The 24,526-nt window shown below is 65.6% G+C and carries 24 protein-coding genes and 1 tRNA gene; 11 read left to right on the top strand and 14 right to left on the bottom strand.

What is annotated here, in order from left to right; translation table 11 throughout:
- Positions 1–125: 125 nt before the first annotated feature.
- The 7 genes from BSY238_RS05600 to groES all read right to left on the bottom strand — a co-directional run bounded on the left by BSY238_RS05600 (position 126) and on the right by groES (position 6,154).
- Positions 126–785 carry a PEP-CTERM sorting domain-containing protein gene (locus BSY238_RS05600; RefSeq protein ID WP_069038266.1) on the bottom strand — a complete coding sequence of 220 codons (660 nt, stop codon included), beginning with the start codon at positions 783–785 and terminating at the stop codon, positions 126–128.
- Positions 786–1,120: 335 nt separating this feature from the next.
- A tRNA-Phe gene (locus BSY238_RS05605) sits at positions 1,121–1,196 on the bottom strand.
- A 56-nt stretch (positions 1,197–1,252) separates the two neighbouring features.
- Positions 1,253–1,579, bottom strand: a complete 327-nt coding sequence (locus BSY238_RS05610) for a hypothetical protein (protein WP_069038267.1) — start codon at positions 1,577–1,579, stop codon at positions 1,253–1,255.
- Complete coding sequence (locus tag BSY238_RS05615; RefSeq protein ID WP_069038268.1) at positions 1,576–3,090, bottom strand: sensor histidine kinase N-terminal domain-containing protein; 1,515 nt, start codon at positions 3,088–3,090, stop codon at positions 1,576–1,578. The genes BSY238_RS05610 and BSY238_RS05615 overlap by 4 nt, the downstream gene beginning before the upstream one ends.
- A complete protein-coding gene (locus BSY238_RS05620; RefSeq protein ID WP_069038269.1) occupies positions 3,077–3,751 on the bottom strand; it encodes a response regulator transcription factor in 675 nt (224 codons plus the stop codon). Before BSY238_RS05620 ends, BSY238_RS05615 begins: the two co-directional genes overlap by 14 nt.
- 420 nt (positions 3,752–4,171) lie before the next feature.
- The gene (gene groL / locus BSY238_RS05625) at positions 4,172–5,818 is read right to left on the bottom strand and encodes a chaperonin GroEL (RefSeq protein ID WP_069038270.1); all 1,647 of its coding nucleotides are present in this window, start codon (positions 5,816–5,818) and stop codon (positions 4,172–4,174) included.
- 45 nt (positions 5,819–5,863) lie between these two features.
- A complete protein-coding gene (groES, locus tag BSY238_RS05630; protein WP_069038271.1) occupies positions 5,864–6,154 on the bottom strand; it encodes a co-chaperone GroES in 291 nt (96 codons plus the stop codon).
- Between the two features lie 520 nt (positions 6,155–6,674).
- On the opposite strand from groES, the gene BSY238_RS05635 reads away from it, so the two are divergent.
- From BSY238_RS05635 to msrA, 7 genes are all read left to right on the top strand, one after another.
- Entirely contained in the window at positions 6,675–8,771 is a 2,097-nt protein-coding gene (locus BSY238_RS05635; protein WP_150123887.1) for a diguanylate cyclase domain-containing protein, read from the top strand.
- A 127-nt stretch (positions 8,772–8,898) separates the two neighbouring features.
- Positions 8,899–9,387, top strand: a complete 489-nt coding sequence (locus BSY238_RS05640; RefSeq protein ID WP_069038273.1) for a VOC family protein — start codon at positions 8,899–8,901, stop codon at positions 9,385–9,387.
- A 71-nt stretch (positions 9,388–9,458) separates the two neighbouring features.
- Entirely contained in the window at positions 9,459–9,818 is a 360-nt protein-coding gene (locus BSY238_RS05645) for a YciI family protein (protein WP_069038274.1), read from the top strand.
- A gap of 93 nt (positions 9,819–9,911) precedes the next feature.
- Positions 9,912–10,325, top strand: a complete 414-nt coding sequence (locus BSY238_RS05650; RefSeq protein ID WP_069038275.1) for a YciI family protein — start codon at positions 9,912–9,914, stop codon at positions 10,323–10,325.
- 16 nt (positions 10,326–10,341) lie between these two features.
- Positions 10,342–11,631 (top strand): RNA polymerase sigma factor, encoded by a 1,290-nt coding sequence (locus BSY238_RS05655; protein ID WP_069038276.1) that lies wholly within the window; start codon positions 10,342–10,344, stop codon positions 11,629–11,631.
- A 303-nt stretch (positions 11,632–11,934) separates the two neighbouring features.
- Positions 11,935–12,441, top strand: a complete 507-nt coding sequence (gene msrB, locus BSY238_RS05660) for a peptide-methionine (R)-S-oxide reductase MsrB (RefSeq protein ID WP_069040484.1) — start codon at positions 11,935–11,937, stop codon at positions 12,439–12,441.
- Positions 12,442–12,521: 80 nt separating this feature from the next.
- A complete protein-coding gene (gene msrA, locus BSY238_RS05665) occupies positions 12,522–13,064 on the top strand; it encodes a peptide-methionine (S)-S-oxide reductase MsrA (RefSeq protein WP_223300282.1) in 543 nt (180 codons plus the stop codon).
- A gap of 587 nt (positions 13,065–13,651) precedes the next feature.
- Here msrA and BSY238_RS05670 read toward each other — a convergent pair.
- Entirely contained in the window at positions 13,652–14,218 is a 567-nt protein-coding gene (locus BSY238_RS05670) for a hypothetical protein (RefSeq protein ID WP_069038277.1), read from the bottom strand.
- Positions 14,219–14,521: 303 nt separating this feature from the next.
- On the opposite strand from BSY238_RS05670, the gene BSY238_RS05675 reads away from it, so the two are divergent.
- Complete coding sequence (locus BSY238_RS05675) at positions 14,522–15,577, top strand: glycosyltransferase family 8 protein (protein WP_190295060.1); 1,056 nt, start codon at positions 14,522–14,524, stop codon at positions 15,575–15,577.
- Here BSY238_RS05675 and BSY238_RS05680 read toward each other — a convergent pair.
- The 5 genes from BSY238_RS05680 to BSY238_RS05700 form a co-directional block, all read right to left on the bottom strand.
- Positions 15,528–16,193, bottom strand: a complete 666-nt coding sequence (locus BSY238_RS05680; protein ID WP_069038279.1) for a DUF1566 domain-containing protein — start codon at positions 16,191–16,193, stop codon at positions 15,528–15,530. The two genes, BSY238_RS05675 and BSY238_RS05680, sit on opposite strands and share 50 nt — an antisense overlap.
- Positions 16,194–16,331: 138 nt before the next feature.
- Positions 16,332–16,685 (bottom strand): hypothetical protein, encoded by a 354-nt coding sequence (locus tag BSY238_RS05685; protein WP_069038280.1) that lies wholly within the window; start codon positions 16,683–16,685, stop codon positions 16,332–16,334.
- Positions 16,686–16,735: 50 nt separating this feature from the next.
- Positions 16,736–18,829 (bottom strand): catalase, encoded by a 2,094-nt coding sequence (locus tag BSY238_RS05690; protein WP_069038281.1) that lies wholly within the window; start codon positions 18,827–18,829, stop codon positions 16,736–16,738.
- 63 nt (positions 18,830–18,892) lie between these two features.
- Entirely contained in the window at positions 18,893–19,714 is an 822-nt protein-coding gene (locus BSY238_RS05695; RefSeq protein WP_069040486.1) for an alpha/beta fold hydrolase, read from the bottom strand.
- A gap of 81 nt (positions 19,715–19,795) precedes the next feature.
- On the bottom strand, positions 19,796–20,341 hold the full coding sequence (locus tag BSY238_RS05700) for a hypothetical protein (protein ID WP_069038282.1): 546 nt from the start codon (positions 20,339–20,341) through the stop codon (positions 19,796–19,798).
- Positions 20,342–20,570: 229 nt separating this feature from the next.
- On the opposite strand from BSY238_RS05700, the gene BSY238_RS05705 reads away from it, so the two are divergent.
- From BSY238_RS05705 to BSY238_RS05715, 3 genes are read left to right on the top strand one after another with little or no spacing between them, the layout of a single operon-like run.
- Positions 20,571–20,729, top strand: a complete 159-nt coding sequence (locus BSY238_RS05705) for a DUF3309 family protein (RefSeq protein WP_069038283.1) — start codon at positions 20,571–20,573, stop codon at positions 20,727–20,729.
- Positions 20,730–20,776: 47 nt separating this feature from the next.
- Positions 20,777–22,069 (top strand): PQQ-dependent sugar dehydrogenase, encoded by a 1,293-nt coding sequence (locus BSY238_RS05710; protein WP_069040487.1) that lies wholly within the window; start codon positions 20,777–20,779, stop codon positions 22,067–22,069.
- Entirely contained in the window at positions 22,066–22,482 is a 417-nt protein-coding gene (locus BSY238_RS05715) for a DUF2177 family protein (RefSeq protein ID WP_069038284.1), read from the top strand. The genes BSY238_RS05710 and BSY238_RS05715 overlap by 4 nt, the downstream gene beginning before the upstream one ends.
- Before the next feature lie 391 nt (positions 22,483–22,873).
- On the opposite strand, the gene BSY238_RS05720 is transcribed toward BSY238_RS05715, so the two are convergent.
- The gene (locus BSY238_RS05720; RefSeq protein WP_069038285.1) at positions 22,874–24,514 is read right to left on the bottom strand and encodes a 3-(methylthio)propionyl-CoA ligase; all 1,641 of its coding nucleotides are present in this window, start codon (positions 24,512–24,514) and stop codon (positions 22,874–22,876) included.
- Positions 24,515–24,526: the final 12 nt, after the last annotated feature.

The raw sequence follows: 24,526 nt of genomic DNA on the forward strand, positions 1-24,526 counted from the left end.
TGGCACCATTCGCAGCGCGCGCCATCGCCCTGCTTTTGTGCGTGAAAGTGTCTAGAAAACCCGGGGCGATTCAACGCCTGATGAGTGGACAGCAGACACCATCACCCTCAATCGTCCTATCGGCGTTAGGAACGGCTTCGACGTGCGAATGATACGACCGCACCGAACCCGAGGATCATCATCGCCGCTGAAGACGGCTCAGGAACGACCGACACCGTGATTGTGCTATTTGGCGTAGAGATCGCGCTCCCGTACAGAGCCCGACCGTCTTCAAACTGAAACCCGATCCCGTACGCGGCAAATGGAATGTTGTTTAATCCCGATTCCGCGGGTGACTGAACATCCGGGATCAGCACAATGCGTTCGGCAAGTGTTTTTGCTCCTGCAAAGTGGTAATTGAATCCGTAAAACGTTTCCGTTAGCGGCACCATCGGCGAACCGCTTTCATGCATGCTCGACGTGAAGCCGAACGCATTGGGTGTGAAGTAGAGATACGGAACATTCACGATCCTGACGTCAATCGCCCCAATCGACTCTTGAGTGAATGTCAGACTGGTCAAGGCGTACAAGCTGCTGAGCTCGACTGGGGATAGATCCTCCCCATCAGCTTCCAGCGTCGCCCTGAAGATCCAATCGCCGGTCGGTATCTCTCCGAAGCCGATGCCTGCGCCGAAGTCGGAATACATCAGGTCATTGAAGGTCTGCGTGATCGTGTAGGTCGCTGCATTGGCAGTGGCAGCGGCAGTGAGCAAAAGAAGAGCCACAAGAGACTTATTGATCGGCATCGGTTTTTCCCCGGGAAAGTTATCTAATGCACGGAACTGAACTTGGAATCACAGATAAGCAAGTCCTAGACCATTAATGACGTTGGTCTTCATAAACAAGCTTCTAGACAATAGAGATCATCGCAAAGAACGAAAGTGTAAATTTCATCGACGGCGAATCATCATTGAATTGCTGCGCTTTGAGGATGTGGTGGACGGCCACTGGGTGGCTACGAGCGACGACGGAGCGCGCGTTTCTTTTCGCGTCGTTTCGCCTGTCGCGTTGCGCCAGTGTTCTGACGCCTAACAAGCCGAAACGAAAACGGCCCGCCGTGATGGCGAGCCGTCTGAAGGGGTGGTGGCCTGGGGCGGAATCGAACCACCGACACGCGGATTTTCAATCCGCTGCTCTACCAACTGAGCTACCAGGCCACGCGAGGCCGCGATGGTAATGCGTCGGGCAGGCAGTGTCAAAGAGTTTGGCGTATTCAGGCGGCGGGGCGGGCCTGCAGTTCGAGCACGAGGCTGATCTTGGCGATGATGAGCAGCAGTTCGGCGAGCAGCAGCCAGAACAGTGCGACCGCCGGCAGGTGGCGGTCGGGCACGAAGGCGGGGGTGATGCGGCGGGTGATGGCGAGGATGCGCGCGCCGACCAGGTTGAAGGCGTTGTAGATCAGGTTGTGCTGGCGCTGGCTGCCGGCGAGCAGCCACAGCGCACCCTGGGCGATGAAGGTGAGCAGCAGCAGCTCGTTGAGCCCCTTCAGGACGACGAAGACGCGCAGGGCCAGTTCGAGCGTATCGGCGCCGGCGCTCATGCCGGCCGTCCGGCACCGGCAGGGGCGGCGTGCCAGCTCGGCGCGTCGTCGTCGCGCGGCGCTTCTGTTTCGGGCATGACGCGCGGGAAGGACACGCGCACCAGCAGGCCGAACTCGCTGCGCGCGTCGAGCAGTTCGACGTCGGCGCGGTGCAGTTCGGCGATTTCGCGCACGATGGGCAGCCCCAGGCCGGAGCCTTCGACCTGGGTACCGAGCACGCGGTAGAAGCGCTCGAACACGCGCTGACGATCTTCTGCCGGCACGCCCGGGCCGGAATCCTCGACTTCGAACAGCGCGCGGATGTCGGCGCGCAGACGCACGGTGACCATGCCGCCGATCGGTGTGTACTTGATGGCGTTGTCGATCAGGTTCTTGAACATTTCGTTCAGCAGCACCGGATTGCCATCGACATGCAGCGGGACGTGTGCGCGCTCGAAGCCGATGTCGATGCGGCGCAGGCGGGCGGCGGGAACCCAGTCGGCCACCAGCCGCTCGACCAGGCCGTTCAGTTCCAGCCGCTCGACCACATGCACCTTTTCGGTACTGGATTCGGCACGCGCCAGCGCGAGCAGCTGGTTGATCAGGTGGGCCGAGCTGGTGGCGCTGACGAAAATCTGTTCCATGCAGGCGCGGATCTGCGCCGGGTCGTTTTCCAGCAGCGCCAGTTCAGCCTGGCTCTTGAGCCCGGTCAGCGGGGTGCGCATCTGGTGCGCGGCGTCGGCGATGAAGCGTCGCTGCGCCGCCAGATTCAGTTCGAGCCGCAGCATCATGTCGTTGAGCGCACTGATCAGCGGCCGCAGTTCTTCTGGCGCGCGCCGGACTTCGATCGGCGACAGGTCGGTCGGGCGGCGCTTTTCGATCATGCGCTGCAGCCGGTTGAGCGGCCGCAGGCCGCGCGCCAGACCGAAATACACCAGCACCACGGCGATCGGGATGATGACGAACTGCGGCAGCAGCACGCCGGACAGGATGCGCGACGTCAGCGCCTCGCGCTTGTTCAGCGTTTCGGCGACCTGCACGGTCACGTAGGAATCCGGAAGGGTGGTGACCGGCTGGAACATGTAGGCGATGCGCACGTCTTCGTTGTTCACGCGGCCTTCGCGGAAATACAGCTCGCCGGCTTTCCACGGCAGGTGCTGCGGCACGTCGGGAATTTCGGCGTCGCCCGCCAGCAGGCGGCCGCTGCCGTCGAGCACCTGGTAGTAGATGATGTCTTCGCCGTCGATGTGGAACAGGTCGCGCATCTGCGGCGGCTTGACCAGCGCGGCGCCGACCGGCGTCGAGCGCACCTGGCGGCTCAGTTCATAGACGCTGTCGCCGAGCACCTTGTCGTACGGCGCGTGGGCGATGTCGTCCGCCACGTTGTGGATGATGGCGATGCTGATCGGCCACACGAACATCAGTGGCGCGAGCATCCAGTCGAGGATTTCGCCGAACAGCGAGTTGTGTTCGCCGGCCGCCCTCTCGTCGGCCTTGTTGCGGCGCTGCCTCAGCTTTTCACGCGACGGCATCCGGTCGTTCCAGGCAGTAGCCGAGGCCACGCAGCGTCACGATGCGCAGGCCGCTGTGCTCGATCTTCTTGCGCAGCCGATGCACATACACCTCGATCGCGTTGTTGCTGACCTCTTCGCCCCAGCCGCACAGGTGGTCAACGAGCTGTTCCTTGTTGACCAGCCGGCCGGCGCGCAGCAGCAGCACTTCGAGCAGCGCCGTTTCGCGCGCAGACAGCTCGATGGCCTGCCCGTTGACGCTGGCGACGTGGTCAGCCTGATCGTAGGCCAGCGGGCCGACTTCGATGCGCGTCGGCATGCCGGTGCCGCGCCGGGTCAGCGCGCGCACGCGCGCTTCGAGTTCGGGCAGCGCGAAAGGCTTGCACATGTAGTCGTCGGCGCCGGCGTCGAGTCCGCGCACGCGGTCATCGATGCCGTCCTGCGCCGTGAGGATCAGGATGGGTACGGTGCATTTGCGCGCCCGAATGCGCTTGATCACCTCGATGCCGGACAGGCGCGGCAGGCCGAGGTCGATGATGGCGAGATCGAAGCCCTGACCGTGCAGCACGGCGTCGGCTTCGCTGCCATTGGCCACGCTGTCCACCGCGTAGCCGGCGCGCTTGAGCGCACGCACCACGGCGTCGGATATGACCGGATCGTCTTCTGCAAGCAGTATGTGCATGTCGCTTGCGGCCTCGCGGCCGCCTCCTCGATGAGCGCGTGACTGCATTCGTCATTCAAGTGTAAGGCAGATGTAAGCCCACCTGAATATTCTGCAGTTCTCCGTCTTTTGGTCTTCGGGGGCGCAGCCGGCACGCCGGCACCCGCTCCGGAGGGTGCCCCATTTCCCTGCACGGGGCATCCTCCGCCACCTTTTCTTTCCTGCCTGTTCTCAGCCGCTTTTCGAGCGGATTGTTTCGGATCTTTCTGCTTCGTTTTCCCTGGTTTTTTCGAAGTCGTGCCCGACCCGGTCGATGATCCTGACAGATGTTGCCATTCGCACTTCTGCCGCAGACCGATTGTTAACGAAAAAACCCGCTCGCGCGGGTTTTTTCGGATCGGGTGACCGGGTGCAGCCACCTTGCGGTGGCCGCGTCGGACATTACATGTCCATGCCCATGCCGCCCATGCCGCCCATACCGCCCGGCATGCCGCCGCCAGCCGGCTTTTCTTCGGCCAGCTCGGCCACCATGCAGTCGGTGGTGAGCATCAGCGAAGCAACCGAAGCGGCGTTCTGCAGCGCGGTGCGCGTGACCTTGGTCGGGTCCAGCACGCCCATTTCGACCATATCGCCGTACTCGCCGGTGGCCGCGTTGTAGCCGTAGTTGCCCTTGCCTTCCTTCACGTTGTTCACCACGACGCTCGGCTCTTCACCGGCGTTGGCGACGATCTGGCGCAGCGGCTCTTCGACGGCACGCATGATCAGCTTGATACCTGCGTCCTGATCGGCGTTGGCGCCTTTCAGGTTGCCCAGGTTCTGCAGTGCGCGCACCAGCGCCACACCGCCGCCGGCCACGATGCCTTCTTCAACGGCGGCACGCGTGGCGTGCAGCGCATCTTCGACGCGGGCCTTCTTTTCCTTCATTTCGAACTCGGTCGCGGCACCGACCTTGATCAGCGCAACACCGCCGGCCAGCTTGGCCTTGCGTTCCTGCAGCTTTTCACGGTCGTAGTCGGACGTGGCGGCTTCGACTTGCGTGTTGATGTTGGCAACACGGGCCTTGATCGCGTCTTCGGTGCCGGCGCCGTCGATGATGGTCGTTTCTTCCTTGCCCACTTCGATGCGCTTGGCCTGGCCCAGATCAGCCAGCGTGGCCTTTTCCAGCGTGAGGCCGACTTCTTCGGCGATCACGGTGCCGCCGGTCAGGATGGCGATATCTTCCAGCATGGCCTTGCGACGGTCGCCGAAGCCCGGAGCCTTGACGGCGACGGTCTTCAGGATGCCGCGGATGTTGTTCACCACCAGGGTGGCCAGCGCTTCGCCTTCGATGTCTTCGGCGATGATCAGCAGCGGACGACCGGCCTTGGCGACCTGTTCCAGCACCGGCAGCAGATCACGGATGTTGCTGATCTTCTTGTCGTGCAGCAGGACCAGCGGGCTTTCCAGCACGGCGATCTGGCGGTCCGGGTTGTTGATGAAGTACGGCGACAGGTAGCCGCGGTCGAACTGCATGCCTTCGACCACTTCCAGCTCGTCGTTCAGGCTCTTGCCGTCTTCGACGGTGATGACGCCTTCCTTGCCGACCTTGTCCATCGCTTCAGCGATGCGCTCGCCGACCGACGTGTCGGAATTGGCCGAGATCGAACCGACCTGGGCGATTTCCTTGGTGGTCGAGCAGGGCTTCGAAATCTTCTTCAGCTCTTCGATGATGCCGGCGACGGCCTTGTCGATGCCACGCTTCAGGTCCATCGGGTTCATGCCGGCAGCCACGTACTTCATGCCTTCGCGCACGATGGCCTGGGCAAGCACGGTGGCGGTCGTCGTGCCGTCACCGGCGACGTCCGAGGTCTTGGAAGCGACTTCCTTGACCATCTGGGCGCCCATGTTCTCGAACTTGTCCTTCAGTTCGATTTCCTTGGCGACCGACACGCCGTCCTTGGTCACGGTCGGGGCGCCGAACGAACGCTCGAGCACCACATTGCGACCCTTCGGGCCCAGCGTCACCTTGACGGCATTGGCCAGGATGTTGACACCGGTCACCATCCGCTCACGGGCGGAATCACCAAAACGTACTTCTTTTGCAGCCATGTTCAACTCCTTGAAAGTTTGAAAGATTCAGGTTGCAGGAAGCGCTCAGGCCTCGACCACGCCCATGATGTCTTCTTCGCGCATGACCAGCAGTTCCTCGCCATCGACCTTGACGGTCTGACCCGAGTACTTGCCGAACAACACGCGGTCGCCTGCCTTGACTGCCAGCGGGCGGATCTTGCCGTCTTCGAGAATCTTGCCTGCGCCGACGGCGATGATTTCGCCCTGATCCGGCTTCTCTGCAGCAGCATCGGGAATCACGATGCCCGAGGCGGTCTTGCGCTCTTCTTCCAGACGCTTGACCAGCACACGGTCGTGCAACGGACGGATTTTCATGCAATGACTCCTTGAAAAATAAATCGCGACAAGGTCGCGAAATGGTCGATATCCGGGCGGCGCGCCTTGCACACCGCTTTGTTAGCACTCACTGCCAACGAGTGCTAATAATAGGGGCTGGGTGTTGCAATTTCAAGTCCTGATCGCGAGTGGCGCCGCAGAGTGCTTGTGGGAGCGCTGCTTTTTGGGGCACTTGCCTGTTTGGAGCACTTGCCTGTGGGAGCACTTGCCTGTGGGAGCACTTGCCTGTGGGAGCACTTGCCTGTGGGAGCGGCGGCCTCGCCGCGATACGCACGCTGCACAACGACCATCGCGGCACTGATCGCGGCGAGGCCGCCGCTCCCACAGGAACAGCGCCCGTGCCGACGATCCGCCGCTGCATATATATAGATGCAGCGGCGCCAGCCACCCCGTCCGGCCGCCGCCTGTCTACACCTGCGCCGGACCTGTGAAGGGTGTGGCGCAGGAATCACAATTTGATGTCTTCAAGCCTTGAACAGCGTGCACAAGCCCGTACGGCTTGGCATCATGTTCAAAGCGAACATTACCTTTTCCCGTCCTGAAACCGATGCCTGCCCTTGACAGCCTGCATACGCGCCTGCCGCTTGCCGTGCGCATCCTGCTGTCGATGGCTTTCGTCGCGCTGGCCACGGCGCTGCGCTTCGTGCTGCTGCCGGTCGACGCCGGGCTGGTTTACCTGACGTTCTACTGGGGCGTCGTCGTGGCCTTCTACCTGTGCGGCCCCGGGCCGGGCGTGCTGAATGTGGTGCTCAGTGGCATCGCCGGCGTCTATTTCTTTTCGCAGCCGTATTCGAGTTTCAGCGTCGGCCCTAACGGCGCCGTGTCGCTGCTGGTGTTTTCGGCGACCAGTGCGCTGATCGGTCTGGTCGTGGTGAAACTGCAGTCGGCGAGTGCGGCCGCCCGCAAGACGCTGGAAGCGCTTGCGCTGAACGAGGGCCGTTATCAGGCGATTCTCGAAGACCAGAGCGACCTGATCTGCCGCTTCCGGGCGGACGGTCACGTGATCTATGTGAATGAAGCCTACTGCCGCTACTTCGGCGCGTCAGCGGACGACATCGTGCGCGGAAAGTGGCACCCGCTCGTGGTTCCCGACGATCTTGCGCACATCGAACGCGAACTGGCCAGACTGTCGCCGGATAACCCGATGGTGGTCATCGAGAACCGGGTCGTCGTCGCCGACGGCAGCGTGCGCTGGGCGCAGTTCGTCAACCACGCCTTTTTCGATGATGGCGGGGCGCTGCTCGAGGTGCAGAGCGTCGGGCGCGACATCACCGACCGCAAAAGTCTCGAGGCCCGGCTCGCCGAGTCGCTGAACGAATTGCAGGACCTGTACGAAAATGCGCCGTGTGCCTACTACTCGCTGTCGGGCGACGGCACCATCCTGCGCATGAACGAAACCGGGCTGAACTGGCTCGGGCGCACGCGCGACGCCGTCATCGGCAAACTGAAGCTGCCCGACGTGCTGACCCCGGAAGGCCAGGCGCTGTTCGCCGAAACCTTCCAGAAATTCAAGGCCGAGGGCTCGGTCAGCAACTTGGATTTCGACCTCCTCAGCCTTGGCGGCGATCTGCGCCGTGTCAACGCCAGCGCCACCGCCGTGACCGGACCCGACGGACAATTCCTGATGAGCCGGTCCGTCATGTTCGACATCACCGAACTCAGCGAGGCGCGACACGCCTTGCGCCAGCTAGCGCGCGAGCAGGACGCGATGCTCGACAATGATCTGGTCGGCATCGTGAAGCTGCGCGATCGGCGGATCATCTGGGCCAACCGGGCGACGCACCGCATCTTCGGTTACGCAACCGGCGAGCTGACCGGCCGGAACACTCGCCAGCTGTACGCCGACGACGAGGCATTCGAGGTGCTCGGGCATCAGGTCTACGCGAGGGCGGGCGCCGGGGAGGTATTCCGCCTGCAATTCGAAATGATGCGCAAGGACGGCGAGCGCGTCTGGATCGATGCCAGCGGCACCCGCATGTCGGCCAATCATGAGGAATGGCTGTGGATCTTCGCCGACATCACAAGGCTGCGGAAATCGCAGGAAAACTCCGAATACCTCTCGCTGCACGACGACCTGACCGGCCTGCCCAATCGGCGGCTGCTGAACGACCGCCTGGTCCAGGCCATCAGCCAGGCGCGGCGCACGCATCGACCGTTGATGCTGTGCTACCTCGATCTGGATGGTTTCAAACCGGTCAATGACCGTTGGGGACACGCCGCCGGCGACCGCCTGCTGCAGCAGGTTGCCACGCGGCTGCTGGGCTGCGTGCGCACGAACGATACGGTCTGCCGACTGGGCGGCGACGAATTCGTGCTCATGCTGACCGACATGGACGATGTGGATGAGCATGAAGCGGTGATCGGACGCGTGTTGGCAGAGCTTGCCCGCCCCTTCTCGATCGGTGCCGACCAGCACGCCATCGTCACCGCCAGCATCGGCATCGCCACGTTTCCGGACGATGCGGACGAGGCCGAGCCGCTGCTGCAGCGGGCCGACGAGGCGATGTATCAGGCCAAGGCCCGCGGTCGCAACTGCACCCAGCGCTATCAGCGGATGAGTCAGGCACTGTTCCCGACGCCGGACCGCCCGGGCTGACCAGGTTCGGCGCAGGATCGGCTGTCGTGCGCAAAGAATGCAGGCGTAGCGTGTCGATCTGGCGCTGCCTGCTTCGTCGTCAGGGTGAAGCGCCCCGAACGGTGGCGCCCGACAGGAGAACCCGACCATGTCCCACGTCAAGCCCATCCCCGACGGCATGCACACCGTCACCCCGCATCTGGTGTGCGCCGATGCTGCCGCGGCGATCGCCTTCTACCAGACCGCCTTCGGTGCCGAGGAGCAGATGCGCCTTGCTGCGCCGCAGGGCAACATCATCCATGCCGCCATCCGCATCGGCGACTCGACGGTCATGCTGGTCGATGCCTTTGCCGGCTGCGGCCTGTTCGACCCGACACACCTGGGCGGCTCGCCGGTCACGCTGCACCTGCAGGTCACCGATGTCGACGCCGTCGTCGCCCGCGCGGTGGCGGCCGGCGCAACCGTCACGATGCCGGTCGACGATGCGTTCTGGGGCGATCGCTACGGCAAGCTCCGCGATCCTTTCGGGCACGAGTGGTCGGTCGCCACCCACATTCGCGATGTCGGCCCGGACGAACTGCAGGCCGCGGTGCGGGCGATGTGCAGCAACGATGCGGACAACCCGGGCGGCCAGTGAGATCGGACCGGGGCGCCGTATCCCGTTCATCCAACCGACCGGCACCGCCGGTCCCGAAGAAGGAGCACACCATGCCGCACATGTTGTTGATCGTCGAACCGGTCGGCCAGCGCGCCGAACGCACCGGAGAGGAAGGCCGCGCGCTGTACGACAGCATGATGCGCTTCGGCGCCGACCTGCAGGCGCGCGGCCTGCTGATCGCAAGCGAATCGCTGCACTCGACTGCCACCGGCGCCCGCGTGGAAACGCGCGAAGGCCGCACCAGCGTGGTCGACGGGCCGTTCGCCGAAGCCAAGGAAATGGTCGGCGGCTTCTTCCTGCTGGCCACCGACAGCCGGCAGGAAGCGATCGACATCGCGCGCGCCTGCCCGGCCGCCACCTGGTCGACGGTGGAAGTGCGCGGCGTCGGGCCGTGCTTCGAAAAAGGATGAGTGACAAAGGATGAGTGACGCAGGCGACGGCGCCGGGCCGCCCGTGCGCCATCCGTCCGTTGCGTTCGCAAGCAACCGCAGAGGAAGCCCGCCATGCGCTACATGATCATCGTCAAGGCCACGCGCGACACCGAAGCCGGCGTGATGCCCGAAGAACCGCTGCTGGCCGCGATGGCCGGCTATCACGAAGCGCTGATGCGGGCGGGCGTGCTGCTCGACGCCTCGGGCCTGAAGCCGAGCGCCGACGGCTGGCGCATCCGCTACTGCGGCAGCACGCGCAGCGTGACCGACGGACCCTTCGCCGAAAGCAAGGAAATGATCGCCGGCTACACGCTGATCCAGGTGAACAGCCGCGAAGAAGCGCTGGAATGGACGCGTCGCTTTCCGAACCCGGCCGGCGAAGGCGTCGACGCCGAAATAGAAGTGAGGCAGCTGTTCGAGCTGGACGACTTCGCGCCGGGCGAGGCGATCGACCGCTTCCGCGCGATGGACGCCGGCGCCTCATGATGCAAAGGCGCGGCCGATGAGCGCGCCCGATATCCACCGCACGCTCGATGCGGTGTGGCGCATCGAATCGGCGCGCATCGTCGGTGCGCTGGCGCGCCGGGTGCGCGACGTCGGCCTGGCCGAAGAGCTGGCGCAGGACGCGCTGCTCACGGCGCTCGAACAGTGGCCGGCGAAAGGCATACCCGACAATCCGGCCGCCTGGCTGATGACTGCTGCAAAGAACCGCGCCATCGACCTGTTGCGCCAGCGCACGCTGCATGCGCGCAAGGCTGATGACATCGCGTTCGAACTCGAAGGTCAGTTGCAGGACGGCGCACCGCCGGCGCCCGACGCCGCGCTCGAAGCCGCCGTCGACAATCCGCTCGGCGACGACGTGCTGCGCCTGGTGTTCATCGCCTGCCACCCGGTGCTGTCGCTCGAAGCCCGCGTGGCGCTGACGCTGCGCCTGATCGGCGGCCTGGGTACGCCTGACATCGCGCGCGCCTTCCTGGTGCCGGAAGCGACGATCGCCCAGCGCATCGTGCGCGCCAAGCGCACGCTGGCCGAGGCGCGCGTGCCGTTCGAACTGCCGCCGCCGGCCGAACTGGCGGAACGGCTGTCGTCGGTGCTGAAGGTGCTCTACCTGATTTTCAACGAAGGCTATTCGGCCACCGCGGGCGACGACTGGATGCGCCCGACACTGTGCGAAGAGGCGCTGCGGCTGGGCCGCATCCTGGCCGTGCTGGCGCCGGCCGAACCGGAAGTGCACGGACTGGTCGCCCTGATGGAAATACAGTCGTCGCGGCTGCACGCGCGCGTCGACGCAGCGGGCGCACCCATCCTGCTGCTGGAGCAGGACCGCACGCGCTGGGACCGGCTGCTGATCCGGCGCGGCCTGGCGGCACTCGAACGCGCTGCCTCAGCCGACGGTTACGGCCCGTATGCGCTGCAGGCCGCCATCGCCGCCTGCCACGCACGCGCCGCCACTGCCGCCGACACCGACTGGGGCCGCATCGCCGCGCTGTACGACGCGCTGGCCGAACGGGCGCCATCACCGGTGGTCGAGCTGAACCGCGCCGTCGCCCTGGCCATGGCGTTCGGGCCGCAGGCCGGGCTGGACATCATCGACCGGCTGCTCGACGAACCCGCGCTGCGTCACTACCACCTGCTGCCCGGCGTGCGCGGCGATCTGCTGGACAAGCTCGGCCGGCTCGACGAAGCCGCCGCGGAGTTCAGGCGCGCGGCGGCGCTCACGCAGAACGGGCGCGAGCGCACGCTGCTGCTCGAGCGCGCTGCACGCTGCGCGCGCAACGCAGGGGGCGGCTGAGTCGAGAGGACAGAGGTCGCAGCATGTGCGGCGGCGGTGACCTGCACCGCTGCCCGGTCGTCTCCCTATTTCGCGACACGGGATTTCGCAGCGTCCGCCACTGTCCGAGGCAGGTGTGCACGGCTTCCCCCGTACGCGCATGCACTGCGTGTCGCAGTGCGCACTCACGCCGCCGGCTGTTGTAAGCATGGCCGTGGGCTACCGGTCTGATCCTGCAAGACGCGAACCGGCACGGGCGCGTCAGCTGCGGAGCCACGCTCCGCATACTGCATACCCATGAGGAGACATTGCATGAACCGTCACATCAACCGACGCGAATGGCTGGGCGTGATCGCAGCCGGCGCGCTCGGCGCAGTCGCCGCCCGCGTGATCGCGGCCGACGCACCCGCAGCCGCCGCGACCGCCAGCGGCGCAACTACCCCGCTCAAGCTCAGTGACGCCGAATGGCGCAAGCGCCTGTCGCCCGGCCAGTACGCGGTACTGCGCAATGAAGGCACCGAGCGCCCGCGCAGCAGCCCGCTGAACGACGAAAAGCGGCGCGGCACCTACCACTGCGCCGGCTGCGACCTGCCGCTGTTTTCGTCCGACACGAAGTATGAAAGCGGCACCGGCTGGCCCAGCTTCCATACGGCACTGCCCGGTGCGCTCGGCACCAAGACCGATTTCAAGGCCATCCTGCCGCGCACCGAATACCACTGCGCACGCTGCGGCGGCCATCAGGGTCATGTGTTCGACGACGGCCCGGCGCCGACCGGCAAGCGCTACTGCAACAACGGCATCGCGCTGCGTTTCGCGCCGGCCGAAGCGTGAGCGACGTGCCGAAACAACTGATCGGGGCAATTGCCGGTATCGCCCTGTGTGCCGTCGCTTTTGCGCAAGCGCCGGCCGCCGTGCCCGCCGCACAAACGGCGACTGCGAAAGCCACGTTCGCCGGCGGCTGCTTCTGGTGCGTCGAAGTCGATTTCGACAAGGTGCCGGGCGTGCTGTCGACGACATCCGGCTACACCGGCGGCAAGACCCCAAATCCGACCTACAAGACGGTGTCGTCCGACACCACCGGCCACGCCGAAGCGGTGCTGATCGAGTACGACCCGGCAAAGGTGAGCTACGAACAGCTTCTGGCTCATTTCTGGCGCAGCATCGATCCGACCACGAAAAATCGCCAGTTCTGCGACGCCGGCCACTCCTACCGCAGCGCGATCTTCGCGCATGACGCCGCTCAGCTCGACGCCGCGCGGCGCTCGCTGGCCGAGCTGGAAAAGACCAAGCCCTTCAAGGCGCCCATCGTCACCGAAATCAACACGGCGAGCACCTTCTACCCGGCAGAGGACTATCACCAGGACTATTACAGGAAGAACCCGGCGCGCTACCAGTACTACCGCTGGAGCTGCGGCCGCGATGCGCGACTTAAGGAGCTGTGGGGCGGGAAGTGAGCACCTGAGCATCCCCGCCCTGCCTCCGTGACGGCTTGATCACCCGCAAAGTCCGGGGCACGGTCGCACACCGGGAGCGCTGAGGGCTGTTCCTGTGGGGTGTCCCTGTGGGGTGTCCCTGTGGGGTGTCCCTGTGGGGTGTCCCTGTGGGGTGTCCCTGTGGGGTGTCCCTGTGGGGTGTCCCTGTGGGGTGTCCCTGTGGGAGCGGCGGCCTCGCCGCGATACGCGGTCTGCACAATGATGGTCACGGCACTATCGCGGCGAGGCCGCCGCTCCCACAGGCCGATATGCACTTTGCACGACGATGGCCACGGCACGATCGCGGCGAGGCCGCCGCTCCCACAGGTTGATAATGCACTTTGCACGACGATGGTCACGGCACGATCGCGGCGAGGCCGCCGCTCCCACAGGTCGATATGCACTTTGCACGACGATGGTCACGGCACGATCGCGGCGAGGCTGCCGCTCCCACAGGTCGATACGCACTTTGCACGACGATGGTCACGGCACGATCGCGGCGAGGCCGCCGCTCCCACAGGCCGCCGCTCCCACAGGTGGCGCTCACACCATTGCCGTTCCCACAGGGCTCACGCCGGATGCCGGATCAGGTTCGGCGCGTCGCGCGGGTCGAAGTCACCCCAGTCGCCGGCGGCGATGGTGCCGTCGGCGCGTTCGATCTGGTCGGCACCGAGCGCTTCGAGGATGGCGATCACCTGTGCCTCGGTGCCCTGCCCGTTCATCGCCACGGCCACCACCATTCCGGATTCACGCTGCGGCAGCGCGTGATCGGTACCTGCCTCGTCTTCGCCGCCTTCCTTCATCTGCGACAGGCTGCCCACCAGCGTGCCGATGTGCGCGCCGACCGCCGCGCCCAGGACCGAACTGACGGGTCCCATCACGGCGATGCCGGCTACGCCGACCGCGGCACCGATGGCGCCGCCGGTGGCCGCGCCGCGCAGCAGGCCTTCGTCGGCTTCGCCTGTGCCCGGTGATTCGTCGCGGTCGCCGCCGATCGGATACAGATCGTGCTGCCCGGCCGGATTGACGTAAAAGGTACTGATGCCGTCGCGCGGGAAACCCGCGGCCAGCAGTTCGGTGATGGCGAGTTCAACCTGATCCTGGCGCTGCAGGCGCCCGGCGATGATGGATGTCATGACTGCCCTTTTGTGTGAATGCCATGCGGATTCCGTGTTGCTGCGCCGAAGAGCACCCGACGACTTCCGCGGTGGACGCGCGCCCGACCATCGGACGCTTCGACTGGCGCAGCATGGCAGCCACGATGTGCCAGGTCTGTGCGGTGGCGAACCGGCCGCGAGAGCTGGGCATGCGCACGTCGGCGTCCCTGCCGGATACGCCTCAATGTGCGTTCGGAGTCGCGTTAAGCGCCACTTAATGTCGCACCTTCAGGATGCGCCGGTCAGTCCCGACAGATGGGCAAGTTTCCGGTCAGCCACCCCATGACGCAACCTGACATCCGGCAGGGCGCAGCGCATGACACCGCCGTGGTCATGGCATGCGACGCCCGTTACGCGCCCTACGCGTTCTTCATGGCCGAGCAGATCGCATTGCTGCACCCTGACCGCACCTTCGACATCTGCGTGTTTTCGCAGGACAACCTCGACCTGCCCGCGGCGTTGGGTGCCACCGGACTCAGGCTGATGAAGCTGCCGCCCGGCAACCCATTCCAGAGCGGTACTCACGCCGATCGACACGGCGCCGCGGCCTACCTGCGATTGCTCATTCCCGGTGCGGTCGCAGGCTGCTATCGGCGCATCCTCTACCTTGACAGTGACATCATGCCGATGAGTGCCGGCATCGATCAGCTGCTCGACATCGATCTGCTCGGCGCGGCCATCGGCGCGGTGCGCGACAACGTGCAATGGCGTACGCCGCGGCGACGCGTGCCCGAAAACCGCACGCTCGGTCGACCGTCCTCGCCCTACTTCAACTCGGGCATGCTGCTGATCGACGTCGAGCGCTATCGGTTCGAGCGAGTACTCGAGCGCTGCCTGACGGTGCTTGCCGACGCGCCCGAAGCCGTGCTGCGGCATGACCAGTCGCTGCTCAACCTCGTGCTGGACGGCCACTGGACCGAACTGAGCCCGGTGTGGAACTGGCAATACACCTGGTCGTCGCGCTTCTTCGCCGATCTGGTGGAGCCCAGGTTCATCCACTTCATCGGCCCGAACAAGCCCTGGCGCGACACCGCATGCACCTTGCCGCCGCGCTTTCGGCGCGCCTACCGGATGTTCGCCCAGCGTCATTACCCGGCGCGAACGGATCTAGCCGCCATCGACCCGGCGCGCCGCGGCTGGCCGCCTAAACTTGCGCGCGCCTACCTCAAGCACCTGCTGAGCATCGGCGCCATGACCGACTACCTGAACCGCTTCGACACCGACTTCTCCTGCCGGCCCGCCACGTGGAAGCCAGCGGTCGGGCCGCGCCGCTGGGCGGCCGGGACCTTCAACCTGCCGGCAGAAACCGGCGTGCGCGCCGCACGGCCAGCAGGGTGAGCAACCCGGAGCCGAAGAGCCATACGGCCGCCGGCATCGGGACCGCCGACACGTCGCCGTCATGCACCGCCCAGGCACGGGGTTCGAGCGTGGACACATTGACGAAGACCTGCACGCCGCCCATGCCGAAGGCCCACGCCGTCTGGCCGGTCGCATCGCCGGCGAAGGCGTCGGCCGACCAGTAGCCCGATACCTGGATGTTGGAAAACAGGTCGAAGTTGGCGTTGTGGGTGTCGGTGATGGCAATCGTCGCCTCGCCGCCGAGCACGTTGTAGAACAGATTGCCCAGCTCGCTGCCGGTGCACCCGGTGCCGAGCGAAAACCCGGATCCCTGCGCACTGCAGCTTGAATCCGGTTGCGCCGTGTAGGGCAGTCGCCAGCCGGTGACACCGCCGATGTCCAGCCCAGCGGCCCAGGCTTTCGCGTCCGCCCAGGTCATCAGTCCGTCCGCGTCGAAGCCGGAAGTCCGTGCGTAGTCCGCATCGGCCAGCCAGGTCAGATCGGCGATGGTGTCGTAATACGCCAGCCCGCCGAGCCGCGGCAGCAGTTCGGCGCGAGCCGGGCCGGACAGCGCACTCGCCAGAACGGAAAGAACAATCAGGTTTTGCAGCTTCATGACCTCGCACCTCCTTGCCGACAGGCACTGAAGAATGACCCACGGAGTAATGATGGATGCGCAAACCGGACGACTGCATTCGCGCGGCAGGCAACGCCGTGCGCCCTGATGTGGCCGGGGGCGCGCCTTCATCAAGGTTTAGCTCAAGAACGCCGGCTCTGCCCGGCCGCAAAAGATGACTTCGGCCGGATACTCAGTGCCGGCGGGTGCGTGCTGCGTAGCCGGCAAGACCCAGACCGGCCAGCAGCAAGGCCCAGGTGAGGGCTCGGGAATGGGCGGCGCGACGGTGAGCGAGCCGACGAAATGTGCGTCGTCGGCCAGACCGTTGCCGGAGGTGATACCGATGTAGAGGCCGCGGCCGAGGATATTCGACTCGTCGTCATACACGTCGGTCGCGACGGAACGCCAGTCGGCCGAGGACCACTCGACGCGGTAGGCCTCGCCTGTGAAGCTCTGCAGGATTTCAAAGACTGACTGTGGGAGCTTCCACAATCACCGCTCCACCGCTCGCGCCTTGCAGGCGCGAGCGGTGGAGCGGTGCGTCAGGCCAGATTGCGCAGCGTCTTTTCGCGCGCCCACTGGCGGGTGCCTGCGGCGGCGATGAAGCCGGTGTGATCGTCGACATCGAACACGCCCGCGTCGGCGATCACACCGGCGGCCTTCAGCAGCGTGCGGCCGCCATCGTCGAGCATCAGCGCCTTCAGATGACCGAAGGCGTCGCGCACGAAATCGATGGCCGCGGCATCGGCAGACAGTTCGACCGCACCCGACGACGACAGCACGATGGCCACCGCGTCGAACATGACCGACGGCGTGCCGGCGAGCTGGCCGTCGGCCGCAAACGTCGAACCGTCGCGCAGCTTCGCGCCGCCGACCTTGGGTGCGACGAGTTTCACCGTGGCACCGGCTTTCTCCAGCGCCGTGTGCAGCGCCTCGATCGCTGCATCGTCGGTGCCGTCATTCATCAGGATGGCGACGACCCGTCCGGTCAGCGTGTTGCGACCGTTGCCGATGGTGCGCAGCGCCGGTGACGGTGCGCGGTCCTGCACCGGTCGTGCCGCAGCGGGCGGCGCAGGCATGTCGGACAGGCCGAGACCGTCGGCCACGCGCCGCGCCAGCGCCTCGTCGATGTGGCGCAGATGACCGACCATCGCGGCGCGGATATGCGGGTGCTCGACCTTGGACAGTTCGAACACGAGTGCGGAGGCGATGTGCGCCTGTTCATGCTCGGTCTGGCTGCGCCAGAACTGACGCGCCTGGCTGTAGTGGTCGGCGAACGTGTCGGCGCGGATGCGGCCACGCTGTCCGCCTTCGTCGATGGCCATGCTGCGGAAGCCCGTGTCCGGTGATTCGCGCGCCACATCCGGGGCCAGCGTATTCGGTTCATAGGCCACGCGCCCCTTGGGCTGTCCCATCTGCATGTGACCGTCGCGCTGCTGGTTCGAGAACGGGCACTTCGGCGCATTGACAGGAATCTGGTGGAAATTGGCCGAGCAGAGACGCGACAGCTGGGTGTCGAGATAGGAATGCAGCCGCCCCTGCAGCAGCGGGTCGTTCGAAAAGTCGATGCCGGGCACCAGATGCGACGGGCAGAACGCCACCTGTTCGGTTTCGGCGAAGAAGTTGTCCGGCCAGCGATCCAGCACCATGCGGCCGATTTCCTGCAGCGGCACCAGCTCCTCCGGAATCAGCTTGGTCGAATCGAGATGGTCGAACGGGAAAGTGGCCGCCTCTTCTTCGGTGAACAACTGCACCGAAAAGGTCCATTCGGGGAAGTTGCCGGCGGCGATGGCCTCGAACAGGTCGCGCCGGTGAAAGTCGGGGTCGGCGCCGGCGATCTTTACCGCTTCGTCCCACACGGTCGATTGCAGACCGAGCACCGGACGCCAGTGGAACTTCACGAAGGTCGATTTGCCGGCCGCATCGATCAGCCTGAAGCTGTGGATGCCGAAGCCTTCCATCATGCGCAGCGAGCGCGGCAGCGTGCGGTCGGACATGGCCCACATGACCATGTGCATCGATTCCGGCGTCAGCGAAATGAAGTCCCAGAAGGTGTCATGCGCCGAGCCGGCCTGCGGAAAGCCGCGGTCCGGTTCCATCTTCACGGCATGGATCAGATCGGGAAACTTGATCGCATCCTGGATGAAGAACACCGGAATGTTGTTGCCGACCAGGTCCCAGTTGCCCTGCTGCGTATAGAACTTGATCGCGAAGCCGCGCACGTCGCGCGGCGTGTCGACCGAGCCGGAGCCGCCAGCCACCGTCGACATGCGGCTGAACACTGGCGTACGCGTGCCGACTTCGGTCAGTACTGCAGCGGTGGTGTACTCGGCCAGCGAGTGCGTCAGTTCGAAGTAGCCGTGCGCGCCGCTGCCGCGCGCATGCACGATGCGCTCCGGAATGCGCTCATGGTCGAAGTGGGTGATCTTCTCGCGCAGGATGAAATCTTCCAGCAGCGTGGGCCCGCGCGGATGGGCACGCAGCGAGTTCTGGTTGTCGGCAATCTCCAGCCCCTGATTCGTGGTCAGTACCGGATGGTCTGCGCCGGCCGGCTGATGCAGCTCGCCGCCGTTGCCGGGGCAAGCGCCGGCCGATCGAGGGGCGGTGGTCTTTTCCGTGCTGTCGTGCTTCTTCATGCGGTGTGTCCTTCGGCTGTGCTGTGGGGCGCGGAGGCGCGCGGGAAATCGGTGGCGCCGGGTTCAGCCGTGCAGAAATTCGAGCACGTCGGCGATGAAGCGTTCCTTGTGGCTGGCGAACAGGCCGTGCGGCGCGCCTTCGTATTCGATGAAGCGGGCGTGCTGGATGGCGCGCGCGGTCAGGCGCGATGACGATTCGATCGGCACGATCTTGTCGTCGCTGCCGTGGATGATCAGTGTGGGCACCGTGAACGACGCCAGGTCGCCGCGGAAGTCGGTACTCGAAAAGGCCTTCGCGCAGGCGAGCGTCGCCTTCAGGCTGGCCTGCATCGATACCGAGCAGGCCCACGCCATCACCTCGTCGCTGACCGGGTGCGACACCATGCCCACGCCGAAGAAGTTCTTGAAGAAGGGTGGCCAGAAGGCGGCGCGATCCTGTGCGATGGCGGCGGCGGTTTCATCGAACTTCGCCTGCTCGACACCCTCCGGGTTGTCGTCGGTCTTCAGCCGGAACGGCAAGGTCGACGCCACCAGCACGGCCTGCTTCACCTGATTGCCGGCGTGGCGTGACATGTAGCGCGCCACCTCGCCGCCGCCCATCGAAAAGCCGAGCAGGGTGGCGTCATGCGCACCGGTCTGTTCCAGCACGTCGGCCAGATCGTCGGACAGCGTGTCGTAGTCATAACCGGTCCATGGCTGGTCCGAGCGGCCGAAGCCGCGCCGGTCGTAACTGATGGCGCGCATGCCGGCGTCGGCGATGGCCATCGACAGGTCGTCGAAACTGTCGGCCGACAACGGCCAGCCGTGGGTCATGACGACCGGGCGGCCCTGACCCCAGTCCTTCACGTAAAGCTTCACGCCGTCGCGCGTGGTGACATGGTTCATGGTGATCTCCGTTTCTTCGATGCAGTGCATGCCGGTTCGCGCGGAGCGCGGCCGGACGGTCATTCCCGAAGCGCGGGAATTTCAGGTCTTGCCGGCCTTCTTGCGGGCGGCCGTGAGGCAGTGGCTGCGCGTATCGCTCGCCATGGCTTCGCATTTCGCGACTGCGCGCTGGTAGTCGGCATCACGGCGCGTGTCGACTGGCGTCTGTGCGACGCTGCCCCCGGCGCCGGCCTTGGCCTTGGCCAGCGCGCTCGTCTGTGTCGCCTTGGCGTCGGCAAGACAGCGCGCCTTGTCTGCGCCCACCTGCTCATCGCATCGCTCACGCGCAACTGCGTACTCCGCCTCGGCGCGCACCACGGGGATGGCAGCGGCATCCGACAGATGGCCGCTGCGACGGAAGGCGAGTTCGGCATGCGCCACCGCCTGCACGGCGCGCGCTTCCTCGACGCAAATGTCCTTGCTGTTGCTGGTCAGTTCATCGCACACCGCCCTCGCGTTCGTGAAGGTCGACGCGATGCGCCCTGATTCAAGTTCGAACTCGAAGCGGCTCATCGGCCCGGCTGCAAGTGCCGGCAAGGACAGCAGCACGAGCGCGCAGGAGGCGAGGATGGGGAACGGAAGGTTCATGGTGCGATCATCCGATGCAGGAGGTGCGGTCCGCTGGAACATGCGTACCGTTGTATTCACCCGCTGCCATCGGGTCTGTTCGGCAGCGCACGCGCCGTCGACCCATGATCCGGACTTCCGCCTTCAGCCCGGGAACGCCCCGCCCGCGCTGTGTCCGTCAGCGCACAGACAAGGATTGAGCCAATGACCACGATACGAGCCCGTATACCTCTATGTCGGAGAACAATTCATGAGTCTTGGAACCATATTGCTGGTCGTGCTGATACTGATCCTGATCGGCGTCATTCCGACCTGGGGCCACAGCCGCAACTGGGGCTACGGCCCGAGCGGCGGCGTGGGTCTGATCGTCATCGTGCTGATCGTGCTGCTGCTGATGGGTCGCATATGACGCAGCGCAGGGTTGCGGCATCGCGCCCGGGCCATCTGACGGGGGCGATGCTCGCGCTCTGCGTGCTGCTCGCCGGCTGCGGCGATACGGCGAAACTTCAGGTCGCCGCAGGTACCGGGCCGGAGCCGATGTTGCCGACGCCTGTCAGCAGCCTGCTGCCGACCGTGCATATCGCGCCCGCCATCGGCTGGCCCGCGGGCGGCGCACCCCTTGCTGCACCCGGCACGCAGGTCGCCGCCTTCGCGCGCGGCCTCGATCACCCGCGCTGGCTGCACGTACTGCCCAACGGCGACGTGCTGGTGGCGGAAAGCAATGCGCCGGCAACACCGGACGACGGCAAGGGCCTCAAGGGCTGGATCAGCGGACTGGTCATGAAGCGGGCCGGCGCCGGCGTGCCGAGCGCCAACCGCATCACCCTGCTGCGCGACAGCGACTGTGACGGCATCGCCGACCAGCGCAGCGTGCTGCTCGCCGGTCTGAATTCGCCCTTCGGCATGGCGCTGGTCGGCGACACGCTGTATGTCGCCAACACCGACGCCGTACTCGGCTTTCCCTACGTCACCGGCAGCACTGAAATCACCGCAGCCGGCGTCAAGCTGGTCGATCTGCCCGGCGGGCCGATCAACCATCACTGGACGAAGAACCTGATCGCCAATCCCGAGGGCAGTCTGCTTTACGTCACGACCGGTTCGAACAGCAACGTCGCCGAGCGCGGCATGGCGGCCGAAGAAGGTCGCGCCGCCATCTGGGAGGTGGATCTGGCGACGCGCACGCACCGCCTGTTCGCCACCGGCCTGCGCAACCCGAACGGACTGGCGTGGGACCCGCATCGCAAGGCCCTGTGGACGGTGGTGAATGAACGCGACGAGATCGGCAGCGATCTGGTGCCCGATTACCTCACCTCGGTGCGCGACGGCGACTTCTACGGCTGGCCGTACAGCTATTTCGGCCAGCATGTCGATGTGCGGGTACAGCCGCAGCAGCCGGCACTGGTCGCCCGCGCCCGCAAGCCCGACTACGCGCTCGGGCCTCACACCGCCTCGCTCGGTCTGGCGTCGTCGGCCGGCACTACGCTGCCTGCGGCGTTCGCCAGCGGCATGTTCATCGGCCAGCACGGCTCGTGGAACCGCCGGCCGCACAGCGGCTACAAGGTCATCTTCGTGCCGTTCGGCGACGGCAAGCCCGCGGGCGAACCGATCGATGTGCTGACCGGCTTCCTGAGCGCAGACGGCGAAGCCTATGGCCGACCGGTGGGTGTCGCGCTCGACGGCAAGGGCGCGCTGCTGGTGGCCGATGATGTCGGCAACACGATCTGGCGCGTCACGGCTGCGGCGAAATGAGCACGACCATCAGGCTCGCGGCAGCCGCCACGACCACGCTCATCGTGATGGTCGTGCTCGACCTTGTCTGGCTCGGCGTCATCGCGAAATCGACCTACCAGCAGGGCATCGGCCACCTGATGGCCGATCGGCCGGTCATTCCGGTGGCCGTGCTGTTCTACGTCATCTATGCGGTCGGACTGACGATATTCACCATCCGGCCATTCGCAGCGGTACCCGGTCTCGGGCAGACCGTCATCGCCGCCGCGCTGTTCGGCTTCTTCGCCTACGCGACCTACGACCTGACCAACCTTGCGACACTCAAGGACTGGCCGGTCCGCATCGTGTTGATCGACATCGCCTGGGGCATCTTCGTCAGCGCCGTCTCGGCCACCGCAGGCAAGTGGATGCTCGACCGGCTCTCGGCGGGCTGAGGTTGGCGGGGCGTCCATTGCGGGGGCTGAGACCTGTGGGAGCTGAGACCTGTGGGAGCTGAGACCTGTGGGAGCTGAGACCTGTGGGAGCTGAGACCTGTGGGAGCTGAGACCTGTGGGAGCTGAGACCTGTGGGAGCTGAGACCTGTGGGAGCTGAGACCTGTGGGAGCTGAGACCTGTGGGAGCTGAGACCTGTGGGAGCTGAGACCTGTGGGAGCTGAGACCTGTGGGAGCGGCGGCCTCGCCGCGATCGGCGCGATGATCGCTGATCAACGCGCCGATCGCGGCGAGGCCGCCGCTCCCACAAAACCTGCGCCGCTCCCACAAAACCTGCGCCGCTCCCACAAAACCTGCGCCGCTCCCGCAAGGGGACTCCGGCGGCGCCGCAGCTCAAGGCAGCGTATGCCCCTCGAACTGCTGTCTCAGCTTGAGCTTGAGCATCTTGCCGGTGGCGGTGTGCGGGATTTCATCCACGAACACGACATCGTCCGGGATCTGCCAGCGGGCGATCTTGCCTTCGTAAAACGCGAGCATCCCGGCGCGATCGAGTTCGGCGCCGGGCTTCTTCACGACGACCAGCAGCGGGCGCTCGTCCCATTTCGGGTGGCGGCACGCGATGACCGCCGCTTCGAGCACGGCCGAATGCGCCATGGCGATGTTCTCCAGCTCGATCGAACTGATCCATTCGCCGCCCGACTTGATCACGTCCTTGCTGCGGTCGGTGATCTGCATGTAGCCGTCGGCATCGATGGTGGCGACGTCGCCGGTGGCGAACCACCACTGGCCGTCGAGTTCGCGCAGTGCCGAGCCGGCTTCGCCGAAATAGCGCTCGATCACCCAGGCGCCGCGCACCAGCAGGTCGCCGCTGCTGCGGCCGTCCCACGGCAGTGCACAGCCGTCGTCGCCGACGATGGCCAGATCGATGCCGCAGATGGCGCGGCCCTGCTTGTTCAGCAGCGCGCGCTGCGCGTCCGGCGGCAGCGTCGCGTGCTGCGCCTTGAGCCGCGACAGCGTGCCCAGCGGCGACAGTTCGGTCATGCCCCAGGCGTGTATGACCTGGACGCCGTAGTCCTCTTCGAGCGTCTGCCGCATGGCCGGCGGACAGGCTGCGCCGCCGATGACGGTGCGCTTCAGGCTGGACATCTTCAGCCCGGCGCACTTCAGGTGGTTGATGACGCCCAGCCACACGGTCGGCACGCCGGCGCTGAACGTCACCTGTTCCTGTTCGAACAGCTCGTGCAGCGACTTGCCGTCGAGGAAGGGACCGGGGAACACCAGCTTGGCGCCGACCATCGGCCCGCTGTACGGCAGACCCCAGGCGTTGACGTGGAACATCGGCACCACCGGCAGGATGACGTCGGCGGCCGAACAGCCCATCGCGTCAGGCAGCGCCGCGCCATAGGCATGCAGCACCGACGAGCGATGGCTGTACAGCGCGCCCTTCGGATGCCCCGTGGTGCCCGAGGTGTAGCACAGGCTGGACGCGGTGTTCTCGTCGAACTCCGGCCAGCGGTAGTCGCCGTCCTCGGCGTCGATCAATTTCTCGTAGCACAGCAGGCTGGGCAGCGTCGTCGACGCCGGCATGCGCGCGCGATCGGTCATCAGCACGAAATGACGCACCTGCGTCAGCTCCGGTGCGATCTTCTCGACCAGCTGCAGGAAGGTCAGATCGAAGCACAGCACCTGGTCGGCCGCGTCATTGGCGATCCATGCGATCTGGTCCGGGAACAGACGCGGATTGATGGTGTGGCACACCCGCTGCGAGCCGGACACGCCGTAATAGATTTCGAAGTGGCGATAGCCGTTCCAGGCCAGCGTGCCGATGCGTTCGCCCGGCTGCGTGCCGAGCCGCGCCAGCGCCTGTGCGAACTTGCGGCTGCGCAATTCGGCTTCGCGATAGGTCGTGCGATGGATGTCGCCCTCGACCCGCCGCGACACGATTTCGGTGTCGCCATGGTGGCGCGCCGCGTGGCGGATCAGGTTCGAGATGAGCAGCGGCATCTGCATCATCTGGCCGGGTACCGGATTCATGCGCTGCCCTCC

This window comes from Methyloversatilis sp. RAC08 (genome assembly GCF_001713355.1).
Classification (GTDB): domain Bacteria; phylum Pseudomonadota; class Gammaproteobacteria; order Burkholderiales; family Rhodocyclaceae; genus Methyloversatilis.

Excerpts from the sequence above, each read along its gene's own strand:
- BSY238_RS05600 (WP_069038266.1), bottom strand. The coding sequence starts at position 785 with ATGCCGATCAATAAGTCTCTTGTGGCTCTTCTTTTGCTCACTGCCGCT.
- BSY238_RS05610 (WP_069038267.1), bottom strand. The coding sequence starts at position 1,579 with ATGAGCGCCGGCGCCGATACGCTCGAACTGGCCCTGCGCGTCTTCGTC.
- BSY238_RS05615 (WP_069038268.1), bottom strand. The coding sequence starts at position 3,090 with ATGCCGTCGCGTGAAAAGCTGAGGCAGCGCCGCAACAAGGCCGACGAG.
- BSY238_RS05620 (WP_069038269.1), bottom strand. The coding sequence starts at position 3,751 with ATGCACATACTGCTTGCAGAAGACGATCCGGTCATATCCGACGCCGTG.
- groL (WP_069038270.1), bottom strand. The coding sequence starts at position 5,818 with ATGGCTGCAAAAGAAGTACGTTTTGGTGATTCCGCCCGTGAGCGGATG.
- groES (WP_069038271.1), bottom strand. The coding sequence starts at position 6,154 with ATGAAAATCCGTCCGTTGCACGACCGTGTGCTGGTCAAGCGTCTGGAA.
- BSY238_RS05640 (WP_069038273.1), top strand. The coding sequence starts at position 8,899 with ATGTCCCACGTCAAGCCCATCCCCGACGGCATGCACACCGTCACCCCG.
- BSY238_RS05645 (WP_069038274.1), top strand. The coding sequence starts at position 9,459 with ATGCCGCACATGTTGTTGATCGTCGAACCGGTCGGCCAGCGCGCCGAA.
- BSY238_RS05650 (WP_069038275.1), top strand. The coding sequence starts at position 9,912 with ATGCGCTACATGATCATCGTCAAGGCCACGCGCGACACCGAAGCCGGC.
- BSY238_RS05655 (WP_069038276.1), top strand. The coding sequence starts at position 10,342 with ATGAGCGCGCCCGATATCCACCGCACGCTCGATGCGGTGTGGCGCATC.
- BSY238_RS05670 (WP_069038277.1), bottom strand. The coding sequence starts at position 14,218 with ATGACATCCATCATCGCCGGGCGCCTGCAGCGCCAGGATCAGGTTGAA.
- BSY238_RS05675 (WP_190295060.1), top strand. The coding sequence starts at position 14,522 with ATGACGCAACCTGACATCCGGCAGGGCGCAGCGCATGACACCGCCGTG.
- BSY238_RS05680 (WP_069038279.1), bottom strand. The coding sequence starts at position 16,193 with ATGAAGCTGCAAAACCTGATTGTTCTTTCCGTTCTGGCGAGTGCGCTG.
- BSY238_RS05690 (WP_069038281.1), bottom strand. The coding sequence starts at position 18,829 with ATGAAGAAGCACGACAGCACGGAAAAGACCACCGCCCCTCGATCGGCC.
- BSY238_RS05695 (WP_069040486.1), bottom strand. The coding sequence starts at position 19,714 with ATGAACCATGTCACCACGCGCGACGGCGTGAAGCTTTACGTGAAGGAC.
- BSY238_RS05700 (WP_069038282.1), bottom strand. The coding sequence starts at position 20,341 with ATGAACCTTCCGTTCCCCATCCTCGCCTCCTGCGCGCTCGTGCTGCTG.
- BSY238_RS05705 (WP_069038283.1), top strand. The coding sequence starts at position 20,571 with ATGAGTCTTGGAACCATATTGCTGGTCGTGCTGATACTGATCCTGATC.
- BSY238_RS05710 (WP_069040487.1), top strand. The coding sequence starts at position 20,777 with ATGCTCGCGCTCTGCGTGCTGCTCGCCGGCTGCGGCGATACGGCGAAA.
- BSY238_RS05715 (WP_069038284.1), top strand. The coding sequence starts at position 22,066 with ATGAGCACGACCATCAGGCTCGCGGCAGCCGCCACGACCACGCTCATC.
- BSY238_RS05720 (WP_069038285.1), bottom strand. The coding sequence starts at position 24,514 with ATGAATCCGGTACCCGGCCAGATGATGCAGATGCCGCTGCTCATCTCG.